The 15,201-nt window shown below is 45.5% G+C and carries 3 protein-coding genes; 1 reads left to right on the top strand and 2 read right to left on the bottom strand.

Translation table 11 applies throughout. The annotated features are described in order from the left end of the window. Positions 1–223 precede the first annotated feature (223 nt). Entirely contained in the window at positions 224–1,795 is a 1,572-nt protein-coding gene (gene cobA, locus QUA43_RS17475; protein WP_333375543.1) for a uroporphyrinogen-III C-methyltransferase, read from the bottom strand. Positions 1,796–1,848: 53 nt separating this feature from the next. Between cobA and QUA43_RS17470 the strand changes: the two genes are divergently transcribed. Further along, positions 1,849–5,139: a glycosyltransferase gene (locus QUA43_RS17470; RefSeq protein WP_333375541.1), complete on the top strand. Its 3,291-nt coding sequence runs from the start codon at positions 1,849–1,851 to the stop codon at positions 5,137–5,139. Between the two features lie 82 nt (positions 5,140–5,221). Here the strand turns inward: QUA43_RS17470 and QUA43_RS17465 are convergent, their stop codons facing one another. Next, complete coding sequence (locus QUA43_RS17465; protein ID WP_333375539.1) at positions 5,222–15,055, bottom strand: tetratricopeptide repeat protein; 9,834 nt, start codon at positions 15,053–15,055, stop codon at positions 5,222–5,224. Positions 15,056–15,201: the final 146 nt, after the last annotated feature.

Below are 15,201 nucleotides of genomic sequence, written 5' to 3'. Positions count from 1 at the left end.
CTTCGACCCCCCCTAGCCCCCCCTTGCTAAGGGGGGGAACAAGAATACTGTTGCATTCTTTTTTAAAATTGGTATAATTCATAAAAGTTTTGCAACCGAGAGATTGTACGCGAGCATCTGTAGGGACACGGCACTGCCGTGTCCTTACCCAAAAAGTTTTAAAATTGGTATTATAACCCTTTTACACCTACAGATTAGATAATTAACGGCTGTTCGATCGCACTTACGAACTTTGATATTCGGCAACCCATTGGACGATCGCCTCTGTCAATCCATCTAAGGTATATTCTTTCGCTTCTACGTCTAACTTACCCAATAATTTCTGACAGCTTTTGGAAGTTTCAGGGCCGATGGATGCGATGCAAACGTTTTCCAACCAATCCTTAGACGGGGACAATTTTGGGCTTTCTTGTATGAGATTGCAAAAGTTATGTACGGTTTTGGAACTGGCAAATGTTATGACATTTACGGCTTGATTTTGGAGTGCGGATAGGGCGATCGGGTCGATAGTTTCGGGACAGCAAGATTGGTAAGCTGGTACTTCTATTACTTGCGCTCCTTTGGCGGTGAATTCTTTAACTAAAACTTCTCTGCCGCCGCTTTCTACTCTCGGAAATAGAATCTTGCAGTTTTGCAAGTTATCGGGGAAGTTATCGACTAGGGAATCGGCGACAAAGTTGGGGGGAATAAAGTCTGGTTGTAGAGAGTGCGATCGCAAACTTTCTGCTGTTTTTTTACCGACAACTGCTATTTTAATGCCAAACAAGCTGCGGGCGTCTTTGCCTTTTGCTTGTAATCGTTGAAAAAAGCAGTCTACAGCGTTGTGGGAAGTGAGAATTAACCAGTGAAAGCTTGACAATTGTGCGATCGCCCTGTCTAATGGTTCCCAAGTGGACGGCGGCCCAATTACCAAGGCGGGCATTTCGATAACCCGGGCTCCTTGTTGCTGGAGTCGATCGCTAAATTCAGCCGACTGAGAAGCTGCGCGGGTGACTAAAATGGTTTTTCCTGCTAGCGGCAATTGGCTGTTATTAGTGGTGACTGGTGTATCGATCATATTTGTGCTTTCTGGCTGGATTAAATATTCGCGCAATCTAACTACTTCCCCAATTACGATCACGCAAGGCGACAGAGATTGACCTGCTGTTTGCTGTACAATGTTGGAGAGAGTGCCGAGCCAAATTTGCTGTTCGGGGCGGCCACAATCTCGGATAATGGCGATCGGAGTTTCGGGCGATCGTCCGTGCTTTTGCAATTGCCAAATTATCTCGCTTAAATTTCGCCCTCCCATCAATATTACCAAAGTTTCTATCTGCACTAATGCTTCCCATTCCAGAGCATCCGGTTCATGGGCGCTCATCACTGCAAAACAGCGACTCATTACCGGATCTGTGAGAGGAATTCCTGCTAGTAAAGGTGCGGCTAATGCAGAGGATATTCCGGGTATTACTTCAAACTCGCAGCCCGCTGTGATTAATGCTTGAATTTCGGAACTGGAACGACCAAAAATAAACGGATCGCCGCTTTTTAAGCGGATTACTTGTTTTCCTAGTTGGCAATGTTCTACCAGCAAACGGTTAATTTCTTGCTGCTGGGTGGAAGGTTTGCCGCCGCGTTTCCCGACTTCTATTTTTCGACAAGTTGCTGGGATTAATTCGAGTTGCGGGATGTCGATGAGAGCATCGTAGATTAAGACTTCGGCTTGGGATAGCAGTTTGTGCGATCGCACTGTCATCAAGTTACAATCTCCGGGCCCCGCACCGACTAGATAAACTTTCCCTTTGTGGTTTTTCATAAGTCCTCCTCGATAGTATAATTTAAGGAAGAAGGCAGAAGGCAGAAGGAAGAATGAGCCATTATGAAATAACAAATAACCAATGCCCAATGCCCAATGCCCAATGCCCGATGCCCAATCCTATATTTATGCAGATTATCATCATCACAGCCGCCGATGCAAATTACTTTGAATTGGTGCGAGGTACTATTTTATCGGTGCGGGAAAAACCCGAGGGTGAAAATGTGGCGATCGGCTTTTTCGATCTCGGCTGCACTCCAGAACAGTTGCAGTGGCTGGAAAGACAAGTTAATATCATTCAAAAGCCCGATTGGGACTTTGACTTTCCGGGCAGAAATGAATCTCCCGAACATTTAAAAGGACTATTAGTTAGACCTTGTTTGCGAAAATACTTTCCCAATTTTGATATATACCTTTGGATTGATGCGGATGCTTGGGTTCAAGACTGGAGAGCAATTAATTTGTTGGTTGAAGGAGCATCGCGCCGGGGGCTGGCTATTGTTCCCGAAGTTCACAGGGCAAGCTTGCAGCAGTACGGACAACTTCCTCAGTTTTGGCAGTGGGTTTATCAACAATACGAAGCTAACTTTGGTGAAGAAATCGCTAATAAATTCTACAGTTATCCGATATTAAATGCCGGAGTTTTCGCCCTCCGCAAAGACGCTTTGCACTGGGAAATATGGGCTGACAAACTCAATCAAGGATTGCAAAAATCCGGCTGTGTCATGACAGATCAATTTGCCCTAAACCTAGCTGTTTACAGTGGCGAATTGTTCAATTTCACTGAAATGCTACCAGCTTGGTGCAATTGGATATTCAACGGTTTTCCGGTTTGGGACAAGCAGCGAGGCTGTTTTGTGGAGCCGTACTTGCCGCAGGAGGCGATCGGCATTTTGCATTTAGCTGGCCGCCAGCAGTTTGACCGAGTACAATTGATGGCAACTGACGGCGATATACTGGAAATTAGCGTCCGTTATCAACCTAAAAAACAGGAAGCAATACCAATATTTCAAGAACCCCAAATGACTTACCAACAACCTGAACTTAGCAAAAATAATTTATTACATCCAGGGGATTATGTTTCCCCTGGGTTCCAAATAATTATACCTGACTCCTATTTCCCCAATATGATTATTGCCGATCCAAATACGAGTAACTGGCCTTATTTGCGCCGGGAAGTTCCGCATAATTGGTATGCAGACAAGCGCTATCCATTTATAGGGTTTTTGAATCGCGACGAAGCCCACATCCTTTACAATACAGCCCTGCAATTCAAAGGTAAAAAAGCCTTAGAAATAGGCTGCTGGTTGGGGTGGTCAGCCTGTCATTTAGCGCTCGCAGGAGTTGCATTAGATGTCGTCGATCCGCTGTTAGAAAGAGAGGACATTAGACAAAGCGTAATCGACTCAATTCAAGGTGCTCTAAATGCGTCGGGCGTTCAAACATCAGTCGAGCTAATACCCGGCTATAGCCCCCAAAGAGTAGAAGAATTTTCCGCTCAATTCAACCGCAAATGGTCGTTAATTTTTATTGACGGAGAACACGGAGGTGATGGGCCGTTAAATGATGCCATTGCGTGTGAAAAATTGGCTGAGGAAGATGCAATAATTTTATTTCACGATTTAACCGCTCCCGATGTTGGTAAAGGTTTAGATTACTTGAAGCAAAGGGGATGGCAAACAGTAGTATATCAAACAATGCAAATTATGGGGGCCGCTTGGCGGGGAAATGTCGAGCCAGTAAAACATCAACCTGACCCCAATATTTCCTGGCAGTTGCCAGCACATTTGCACGGTTACAATATTAGCAGTTTAGAGACAATTAATTCTCAAATAGCCAGCCAAACCAATCAAAACCAACAGTCATCTTATACAAGAGATTTTTACCAATTAATCGGAGAAGGAACTCGCACTTCTGCTAGAGAAATTATTCCCCTGCTGTTAGACTTGCTGCAACCCACTTTACCTAAAAGTGTGGTGGATGTGGGCTGCGGTACGGGAAGTTGGTTAGCTGCTTTTCACAAGTTGGGAATTGCTGATTGTTTAGGAATAGATGGCGATTATGTCGATCGCACTATTTTACAAATTCCTTTAAATCAGTTCCAATCCGCCGATTTAAAGCAACCGCTGCAAATAAACAGAAAATTTGACTTAGCAATTTCTCTGGAAGTTGCCGAACATTTGCCGGCTACCTGTGCCGAAAACTTTGTTAATTCTCTCACTCTACTAGCACCGGTGATTCTGTTTTCTGCTGCGATACCATTTCAAGGAGGCGTCGAACACGTTAACGAACAGTGGCCACAATATTGGGTTTATTACTTTCAGAAAAACGGCTATGCAGTTATTGACTGCTTGAGAAAAAAAATATGGAACAATGACAAAGTAGAGCCTTGGTACGCTCAGAATATCTTGATTTTTGTTAAACAAGAATACTTATCGGGATATCCGAGGTTAGTAAATGAATATCAAAATACCGATCTGAATCAATTAGCCATCGTCCATCCCAAGATTTATTTTTACAGCTTGCAAGCTGCTAGAAATTCGGCACGTAATTTACCATCAGAAAGTGTCAAACAAGTTTCAGCATCGCCACAATTGGCAGATCGACCTTTGGTATCTGTGATTATTCCCTGTTACAATCAATCTCATTTTTTGCTGGAAGCAGTAACTAGCGTGATTAACCAAACTTACAAAAATTGGGAAATTATCATTGTCAATGACGGCAGCTTAGATACTACCAGCACAGTTGCCAAAAATTTAATAGTAGCAAATTCCCAATATCAAATTAGGCTTGTAGAACAAACAAATAAAGGGCTTTCGAGTGCTAGGAATGCTGGCATAGCAGCAGCAAATGGTGAATACATTATGCCTTTAGATGCCGATGATATCCTAACTGAAAACGCCTTGACTGACCTTTTAGAAATATGTTTAAAATCAAATGTACCTTGCGTAGCATTTGGTTCTTATCAAATGTTTGGGACTGAAAATCGTATAGTACCCAGTTACGAGTTGTATTCTCCCGAAAATATCAAGCAATCTAACATGATTCACCCGTCTTCACTCTATCACAAATCTATTTTAAATTTGGTCAGCGGGTACAAAGTTGGGATGAAGGAAGGTTACGAAGATTGGGAGTTTTGGGTTAACTGCCACAAGCACAATATTCCCTTTTTGGGAACGAGAGAAGTAGTTGTCAATTATCGGCGTTCCCAGGGTTCTATGTTGGCAAAAGCTCAGCAATATCATCAAAAGTTGGTAGCACAAATTGTTTGTTACAACCGGGAACTTTACGATATGGAAAGCGTGAATAGTGCTGAAAAGCTATTGGGACTAATCGCAAGTTAATCTTGATTATTTATTCTTTAGTTTACAAAAACAAACTTGGTTTGTGTAGTAGCGAATTATATTCGCCGTAAAAAGATGATTGTTAAAGCGAATCTGATATAACAGCAAGAAAGCGATTAACCTGTTTTTCCCAAGTCCAATTGAGCATAAAATTAGCCGCAGCTAAACCGCGATTTTTTGATTCTTCGCGATTAGTATAAACTTGTTCCAAAGCCTCGACAACTTCTGCAACCTCAGACTCTCCCCAACCTTCTACACCGGAAAAATGAGCAGTCGGTTTAACTCGTCCTTGACTCCATAAAGGATAGCAAATGTTGCTGTAAATCAAGTCTAAATGACCAGTATTTGCTGATAAAATAGTCGGAATTCCGCAGGCCATACTTTCCATCGCGACTAAATTAGTGCCACCTTCGCATCGGTTGGTGAAAACAGCGCAGTCAGCTTCTCGCAAAATTTGTCCGGCGAGGTGATTGGGAATTAAGCCGATGTCGATAAAAGAGTCAACTGGCAAACCGTTAGCCACTAACCATTGGGAAATTCCTAAACTTCCGTCGCGGTTGATATTGGGAAGTCCCGCAACGTTTCCGGTTTGTTCGATTCCTAACATATACTGAGGCCAGAAGTTGTGCCATGTTGTTAATAACAAAGCCTCTGGATGTTTGGCGCGAAATCGTTTGAAAGCGGCAATTACAATATCTTGACCTTTGCGATATTCCAGTTTGCCGCCGGAGAAAATGACGAAGCGATCGCCAAATAGATTAGATTTGGGTGCAGGATGGAAAATTGTTGGGTCAATTCCTTGATGTACCATCGCCACATTAGCCAAGCCACAGCTTCTCAAAACATCCGCATTCCAGTTGGAACCTGCGACAATCACACTATATTTTTGGGCTGTTTCTACTGCTTCTGTTGTGATTCGTGTGTCTTCAAAAAATATGACTCCTATTTGACAAGCGCTGGTAATTTGATTGTCAACTCCAGAGGATGCTAAATTATTCCCCAAAGCGTAAAGTACGGGAAAATTACAACTGATTTGTTTATCGGAATTGGCTGCTACTAATTCCTGAAAAGTTTTGTGCTTTTCAATTACAGGTAACAACAGCAATTTATGCAGCGGATTCATTGATTCTGAGGTGATTGATGGCGGTTCTAAAAGTGCAACTTCCCAGGCGGGATTTTGCCGCAGTTGTAGTGTTAAATTCAGGGCGTAAATTCCCCAGCCGCTGGTGATACTGAGGGGCCAACTGATGCCGATTCCTGTAATTTGTGGGGGAGTTTCTGGGGGTTGGATTTGAGGGGGAGTTTCTGGGGGTTGAAGCCGAGGCGGAGCCTCTGAATATGCGTTACCAGGCAGAGCCTGGTAACGAGTAGATTGTAGGGGCGGTGCCCCCGTGCCCGCCCTCTCTAGCAAGGCTGCTTTTATACGATCGCACACTCCATCCCAATCACCGACTTTTTGCTGCCTAAACAACCGCACAGTAGGGTACCAAGGGCTATCTTCGCGTTCCAGCATCCAGCGCCAATCGGGAACAAAAGACAGCAAAATCCAGACGGGTTTGCCCAAAGCACCGGCTAAATGTGCCACAGAAGTATCTACGCAAATTACTAAATCGAGTTGCGAAATAATTGCTGCGGTGTCGGCAAAATCGACGCAATGTTCGCTCACATCTTCAATTTGGTGTTGCTTTAATAAAGTAATATCGCCCCCTGACAAATCTTTCTGAAGGCTGTAAAAACTCACTCCCGGAACATCTACAAATTTCACAAAATCGCTCAATTTACACGATCGCCGATCGTTGTGGCGGTGCAGCGGGCCGCCCGCCCACACAATACCTACTTTTAGTTTATTATTCGGTTCTAGGAAAAATTTAAAATCCTGTGGCGGAGCTAAATAAGGAATATTCGCCGGTATATTTTCCAAATTCGTTCCCAGAATTCGCGGCAAACTTAGCAGCGGGGCTTGCACTTGAAAATCTATCAAATCGCTCGGCTTGACTCCTACTCGATCGACTCCTGCAACTCCTTCAAATAAACGCTTCAGCAAGACATGACAAGCAACAACAACTTTGCCACCTTTTTGCTTAACTAAAGGTGCGTAGCGGATAAAGTGTATCGTATCCCCAAAACCTTGTTCAGGGTGCAATAAAATTGTTTTTCCCTGCAAATCAGAGCCATCCCAAAGCGGTTGCTCAAAAGAGCGCTGATCCAATTGTTCAGTTTGCCAGCGCGATTCGTACTCCGCAAAACCACGCTCAAAATTTCCAGTTAAAAGCAAAGCTAAGGCTAGTCTCAAGCGCCAATTTGGCGAGTTGGGACGTAGTTGAATTGCTTTATTGTAGAAGTCAATCGCCTCTGCGACTTTTCCTTGTTCTTCGAGGGCGGAACCCAAGTATAAGTTTGTTTCGCTCAGGTTGGGATTGGTTTCTAGCGCTTGTTTGTAGTGCGAAATTGCCTCGGTTATTTGCGCGTTTTCCTGTTTGAGATAACCTAAACAACTGTGGGCTTCGGCGTGGCTGGGTGAGGCGGCAATTACTTGTTCGTAACGAGTGGCTGCCGCTGCTTTTTTACCTTGTTTTTCTAAGGCTTTTGCTATGTGAAATTGTACCTTTGCGGGTGATAAATAAAATCGAGGCGAAGCTTCGGTATCTCCGTTACCAGGCACAGCTTGGGAACGAGTATAAATTAGGTGTTTTAAGGCTGTTTTTACGCGATCGAATACTTCCTCCCAATCGCCCGGTGTTTGCTGCCGAAACAGCCGCGCTGTCGGATACCAAGGGCTATCTTCGCGTTCCAACATCCACCGCCAATCCGGCATAAAACACAGCAAAATCCATACGGGTTTACCCAAAGCACCGGCTAAGTGGGCGATCGCAGTATCCACGCAAATTACTAAATCTAGTTGCGATATCACCGCCGCAGTATCGGCAAAATCGTTCAAATTGTCGCTCAAATCTATCACGGGAATTTGAGTTAACAAACTACGATTTCCCGCCGACACTTCTTTCTGAAGACTGTAAAAACTTACACCGGGAATATCTAATAATGTCAGGAAATAGCTTAAATCGCTCGATCGCTGAAAATCCTTCAAATGTTCCGCACTTCCCGCCCACGCAATCCCAACTTTGAAATTGCGATCGGAATTTAGGGAAAATTGCCAATTCGGTGGCGCAGCTAAATAAGGAACATTTGCCGGTATATTTTCTAAACTTGTTCCGAGAATATACGGCAAACTCATCAGCGGTGCTTGCACTTGGAAATCCGGCAATTCCTCCATCCGAACCGCCACTTGTTCGATGCCAGGAATCTGCTTAAATAAACGCTTCAGTTCTTGATAGCAAGAAAGGATTACTTTGCCGCCTTTTTGCTGCACAATTGCCGCGTATCGCACAAATTGAATCGCATCGCCCAAACCTTGTTCCGATCGGATCAAAATAGTTTGCCCATTTAAATCTGAACCGTCCCAAACTGGTTTGTCAAAATTCAACCGTGGTAATTTTTTTGCCTGTTCTGTTTGCCAGCGCCACTCGTATTCTGCTAAACCGCGCGGCAAGTCCCCAGTCAACAGCAAGACTAAGCTTAAATTGAAGTGAGCTTTAACACAATTTGCATCAAGTTCTATAGCTTTACTGTAACACAAAATTGCTCGATTTACGTCTCCTAATTGTTCAACAGCACTGCCCAAGTTAGTAATAGCTTCTATATAATTAGGGTGCAAAGATATTGCACGTTCCAAGCTAGAAATTGCCTGTTCTATTTTTCCCGCAGCCAAGCATAACGTTCCCAGGTGATAGTGTCCTGTAGGATTGTGCGGTTCTGCTTCAATTGCCCGCTCGTAAAGGCGTTCAGCCTCGGCTAGCTGAGATTGTGTTTGCATCGCCGCACCCAAATTTACCAGCGCTGGCGCATAATTGGAATTGACAGAAAGTGCTTGATGAAAATAGGCGATCGCACTTGGCAACTCGCCCTGCTGCTGGAGTATCGCGCCGAGATTGTTGAGAGCTTTGACGTAAACCGGATTCAGGGCGATCGCCTTTTGAAAACAAGATACAGCATCGGGTATATTACCTTGATCTTGCAGCAAAATACCCAAGTTATTGTGCGCTTGAGCGCAGTTAGGGTCGATTTCTATCGCGCGCTGATAATAGGTGGCAGCTTCGGCTAAATCGCCTGTTTGGTGCAGCGTCACTGCTAAATTCGTGGCGGCTTCGATCGAATTAGGATGCGAAACTAAAGCATTTTTAAAACAAGCGATCGCCTCGGAAAATCTACCTTGCGCTTTCAGAACATTTCCGCAATTAAACTGTTCTTGAGCTAAGTCAACATGGGGCTGAGCTTCTATTAGTGGTTGAGCTTCCTGATGCTGAGAAATTCTTTCTCTGAGCGCCAAACTAGCTTGTTCTAAAACTCCTTCCCAATCTCCCGCTGTAGACTGGCGAAACAGCCGCGCCGTGGGATACCAAGGACTATCTTCGCGTTGCAACATCCACCGCCAATCCGGCACAAAACACAGCAAAATCCACACGGGTTTACCCAAAGCACCAGCCAAGTGCGCCACAGAAGTATCTACAGAAATCACTAAATCCAGAGCCGATATTACAGCCGCAGTATAGGCCATGTCTTGCAAATTAGAGCTTAAATCTGTTACGGGCATTTGCTCTAACAAAGCGCTATCGTCTGCTGTCATTTCCTTTTGCAAGCTGTAAAATTCTGCTCCCGGAATATCTAACAGTTGGGACAACAAATTTAGCGGTAACGATCGCACTTTATTTTGGGAGTATTGAGAATTTCCAGACCACACAATCCCTATTTTCAAATTAGCAGTTTGGCGAATAGTACATTCCAAACCGGGCGGCGAAGCTAAATAAGGAACTTTGGCGGGTATAGTTTCTAAAGTTGTTCCCAAAAGGTGCGGCAAACTCATTAGATGCGCGCGCACTTGAAAATCCGGCGCATCCTCTGGATTAACTATTAACCCATCGATTCCCGAAACTTGTGCAAACAAGCGCTGCAAGTGCGGCAAACACCAAACAATTACCCTGCCGCCTTTTTGCTTGACTAAATCTGCATAGCGGATAAACTGAATTGCATCGCCTAAACCCTGTTCCGGGCAAAGCAAAATAGTTTTTCCATTCAAATCTTTACCATCCCAAAGCGGCTGAATAAAGTTGTGGCGCCGGAACTGTTTTTCTTTAACTAGGAGTCGCCATTCGTACTCGGAAAAACCGCGCTGAAAATCTCCCGCCAGCAGCAAAGCTAAACCTAAATTTAGGTGCGATTCGGGGCTAGCGAGATTGAATTTAACTGCTTGGCTGTAGTAGGTGAGAGCATCCGCAAATTGTCCGCGATTGTGCAAAGCACTTGCCAAACTGTAGAGGGGATTGATATAACCGGGTTTGAGTTCGATCGCCCGATGGTAACAATCGATCGCCTCTGCCATTTTTCCCGCTTCCTCAAAAGCTTTGCCGAGATTGTTCAAAGCTTCTGGAAAGTCTGGTTTCAAGCTCAAAGCTTGATGGTAGCAGGCGATCGCATCTTCAATTTTGCCCTGTTTGTGCAGGACAATTCCGAGATTGCCGTGAGCCTGTGCACTGGCTGGCAATTTCTGAATCGCCTGCTGGCAAAAAGCTAGAGCCTCATCTAACTTATCTTGGTTTGACAGCCAACTCCCCAAAGCGAGATCAGTTTCTGCCAAAGCCGGTTGCAGCGCCAGAGCTCGATCGTAGTATGCGATCGCGCGGTCAATTTTGCCCTGTCGGATCGAGGCGTATGCTAAATGCTGCAAAGCCTCCACATAATTTGGCTCGATCGCGATCGCCCGTTCATAATTCGCGATCGCCCGTTCATAATTCGCGCCCGCTTCCTCCCCTTGTGCCTCCAAAGCAATTCCCAAATTCAAATAAGCCACCGCGCAATTAGGATTGACTTGAATCGCCTGCTCATAGCAGCTTATAGCCTCCGCCACATCCTCTTGCTCTTCCCGCAACAGGCCCAAATTAATCAGCGCTTCCGCGCAATTCGGGTTCAAAGAAAGCGCCCGCTCATATTGTGCGATCGCCTCTTCAGTCTCCCCTGCTTCCGCGAGGGCGCTGCCCAAATTGCTCGCAGTTTCCGCCAAATTTCGGTCGATTGCTAGGGCTTGTCGGTAGTGGGCGATCGCCTCTGTTAGCCTGCCCGTTTGCTGTTTGACAACGCCTAAATTGCTGTGCGCGGCTGCGTAATTAGGATCGATCCGTAGCGCCCGCTCATAACAAGCGATCGCACCGTCCAAATCGGCTTGCTGCTGCAAATCCACACCCAACCGAAACTCTGCATCCGCCGAATCCGACGGCACAAATGCAGCAGCAACCGCGCCTAGAGCTTCCGCCACCCGATCGAAAACGCCCTCCCAGTCGCCCCGCTGATGCTGGCGAAACAGCCGCGCCGTCGGATACCAAGGACTATCTTCACGTTCCAGCAGCCACCGCCAATCCGGCGAAAACGCCAGCAAAATCCACACCGGCTTGCCCAAAGCGCCCCCCAAATGGGCGACAGCGGTATCGACACTAATGACTAAATCCAGTTTGGCGATCGCAGCAGCAGTATCGGCAAAATCGCCAAAATGCGGGCTCAAATCTACGATTGATGTTTGATTCAACAGCGCGCGATCTGCCTCCGAAACCTCTTTCTGCAAGCTGTAAAAACTTACCCCCGAAACGTCCAAAAGCGGCAGAAACTGGCTTAAACTGCACGAACGCTGCTTGTTTTTGCGGTGTTTTGGATTCCCCGCCCAGACAATGCCAACTTTCAAATTGCGATCGGGCAGAAGCGTAAATTCAGCACCCGCAGGCGGAGATAAATAAGCAGTATTTGCTGGTATTGTTTCCAGCTTTGTACCGATAATATAGGGCAAACTCAACATCGGCGCTTGCACGTCAAATTCCGGCAGTGGCTCGCCTTTAACTATTAGCAAATCAATGCCATCAACCGTTGCAAATAAACGGTGCAATTGCGGGTAACAGCCCACAATGACCCTGCCGCCTTTCTTTTTGACGATCGCAGTGTAGCGAATAAACTGAAGCGAATCGCCTAAACCTTGTTCGGCGTGCAGCAAAATAGTCTTTCCCACCAAATCAGAACCGTCCCATAGCGGCCGGTATTCTCTCGCCGAAACAGTATTATCCGGCCCCGTCAAAAAACAGGAATGACCAGTGTGAAATTCTTTAATTTGCCAGCGCCACTCGTATTCAGCGAGACCATTTTCCAAATCTCCCACTAACAGCAAAGCCAAGGATAAATTCAGGTGAGCGCTAGCGTGATTGGGGTTTAAATAAATCGCCCGTCTGTAGCAGGATATTGCATTTTCTACCGCGCCTTTTTCCAGAAATGTCCTGCCTAAATTGTTGATAGCTTCCACAAAATCCGGCAGCAATTCTAGAGCTTTGTGATAATACTCCAGCGCATCTTCTAAATTGCCCTGTTCTTGCAACACTGTTGCCAGATTGTTGTAAGCTTCCCAGCTATGCGGATTAATTTCCAGCGCTCGCCGGTACAGCTCGATCGCCCTGAAAAGTTCGCCTTTTTCTTGCAGGGCCACGGCTAAATTAATCAGTGCAGGTACGAAATCTGGTTGAGCTACAAGAGCTTGCTCGTAATGTGCGATCGCCTCTTCCGCTTGACCTTGTTCCTCAAAAATCTTTGCCAAGTTGTAAGCTGTTTGAGGAATATTTGGATCGATGGCTAAAGCTTCTCGGTAATGCGGGATGGCTGCCTCCAATTCGCCCTTTTCTTGCTTAAGAAAACCAAAATTAATCCGCGCTTGAACGCAATTTGGCTCAAGAGATATAATCTGTTCGTAAAGGGCGATCGCATCTTCCCGATCGCCTGTTTCCATCAAATGTTCTGCTTGCCGCAATAAATCCTCTAAAACAACCGGGTTATCGCCACCCGTTGCGATCGAAATAGATGTCTCAATCCCCTGTGATTCCTTAGCTGCGTATTGTTCCGCTAGCCCTTCGCTCGCAATTACAAATATTTGTTGACTCTCTTGAACTACGCTTGCACCAGTCATTTTGACAGCTACAGAATCGAGGTCAGGCGTATTATTAGTAGTCATTGCGAGAAGCGAATCTTTGGCAGACTCCTCGGAATAACTAGCAGTATTGGCGATCGCAAATAAACTCAAAGCCGCCTGCACTTCCTCAAACAATTCTTGCCAACTTTCCGGCTGACTTTGGCGAAAAAGCCTCGCAGTTGGATACCAAGGATTGTCTTCACGATCCAGCAGCCAACGCCAGTCAGGAGCAAAAGAAAGCAGCACCCAAACCGGTTTTCCTAAAGCACCGGCTAAGTGCGCCACAGCCGTATCGACACTAATGACTAAATCCAGTTGAGATATCGCCGAAGCGGTATCAGCAAAGTCGTTCAAATGCGGAGTTAAATCCGGCACTAAGTGTTGGTGCAACAAAGTGCGATCGCTCTCGGACAAGTTTTTTTGTAAACTATAAAAAGCGATTCCCGGAACATCCAAAAATCGAATAAAATCGCTCAAGCTGCAAGAACGCTGATTGTCTTTCCGGCGCTTCGGACTCCCCGCCCAAACAATCCCCACCTTCAATTTGGCATCAGAAGAAAGCGCAAACTTGCACTCAGCAGGCGGATATAAATAAGGAATATTGGCAGGTATTGTTTCCAGAGTTGTCCCCACAATTCGCGGCAAACTCATCAGCGGTGCGTGAACGTCAAATTCTGGCAAACCTTCCAAAATAACTGATAAATATTCAATGCCGGCAACTGTGGCAAACAACCGCATCAGTTCTGGATAGCAAGCCACCATAACTTTAGCCCCTCGGCTGCGAAGAATTGGGGCATAGCGAATAAACTGAATCGAATCGCCAAAGCCTTGCTCGACGTGGAGTAAAATAGTTTTCCCCTGCAAATCCGAACCATCCCAAACTGGCTGTTTAAATTGCCTCGGTTGTATTTGCGGAGTGCGCCACCGCCACTCATATTCAGCAAAACCGCGCTGAAAATCTCCGAACAATAGCAAAGTTAAGGCGAATTCCAGGTGGGCGGTGGCGTTGTCTGGCTGCAATTCCAAGGCTCGACAGTGACAAGAAAAAGCTTCTTGAAATTCTCCTAAATCGACCAAAGCGTGTCCGAGATTGTTAATAGCCTCCACGAAATCTGGCTTTAAGTTTAAGGCTTGTCTGTAGTAGGATATTGCGGCTTTTACATTGCCTTGTTCGTGGTAAAATGCTCCTACATTGTTGTGAGCTTCGGGGTTGTTGGGGTCTAGCTTTACAGCTTGCTGGTAGCAGTTGAAAGCTTCTGCTAATTTACCTTGCTGCTGCAAAACTGTTCCCAACCCCATCAGAGAATATGTCAAATTTGGATTAATTTTTAAAGCGTGGAGGTAATAAGCTATAGCCTGGTTTAATTGATTTTTTTGTTTAAATAAATGTCCTAAGTTGTGCGCTGTTTCGTGTAGGTTTGGGTCGAGTTGTAGCGCTGTTTGGTAATATAAAATAGCCGTGTCTATTTCGCCTGATTGCTGTTTAATCCAGCCCAAATTATTGTAGGCGAGGGCGGAATTTGGCTGGATTTTGATGACTTGTTCGTAACTGGCGATCGCCCTTTGATACTCGCCTACATCCAGCAAAAGATTAGCCTTATTTAAATGTGCTTCTACAAAATCGCGGTTTTGGGCGATCGCCTTTTCGTAAAAGTCGATCGCCTCGGCAATTTTTCCCTGCTGTCTCGCCGCTATTCCCAACAAACACAGCACGTTTGCTGATTCCGGCTGCACTTCTATTATTTGCCGGTACAAATTCTCAGCTTCTAACAAACGGCCCGCTTGGTGATGTTCCCAAGCTAATTTCAAAGAGTCTTCGGCACCCAGTTTGCAGGCAGATTTCCGCGATTTTTTTTGAGAAGCCATAGTTGTCTTGGTTGTTTCGGAGTTCGCTAACTTGTAATTGCCAACTTTTTCTAATTTGTTAACTCTTCCTTCCTTCTTCCTCCTTCCCCCTTCCTTCTTCCCCCTTCCTTCTTCCTTCTTCCCCCTTCCTTCTTCCTTCTTCCTTC

This window comes from Microcoleus sp. N9_B4 (assembly GCF_036701635.1).
Taxonomy (GTDB): domain Bacteria; phylum Cyanobacteriota; class Cyanobacteriia; order Cyanobacteriales; family Microcoleaceae; genus Microcoleus.
This window is presented reverse-complemented; position numbering and strand designations above follow the sequence as displayed.